The organism is Streptomyces sp. SID11385 (assembly GCF_010548245.1).
Lineage (GTDB): Bacteria > Actinomycetota > Actinomycetes > Streptomycetales > Streptomycetaceae > Streptomyces.
Genome location: NZ_JAAGLR010001082.1, coordinates 1 through 204, shown reverse-complemented (window position 1 = coordinate 204; position 204 = coordinate 1). Strand labels below are relative to the sequence as shown.

Genomic DNA, 204 nt, shown 5'->3' with positions numbered 1-204 from the left:
TCGCGGACATGCACGCCGTACGGGTGCTGCACCGCGACCTGAAGCCGGGCAACGTGCTCCTGGGCCCCGACGGTCCCAAGGTGATCGACTTCGGCATCGCCCAGGCCTTCGACGCCACCCAGCTGACCCGCACCGGTGTCGTCGTCGGCAGCCCCGGCTACATCTCGCCCGAACATGTCAACGGCTCGGCGGCGCTGGTGCCCG

At 70.6% G+C, this 204-nt stretch carries 1 protein-coding gene; it reads left to right on the top strand.

What is annotated here, in order from left to right; all coding sequences use genetic code 11:
• A partial coding sequence (locus G3I42_RS33035; protein ID WP_164291351.1) for a phosphotransferase occupies positions 1-204 on the top strand: 204 nt, incomplete at both ends.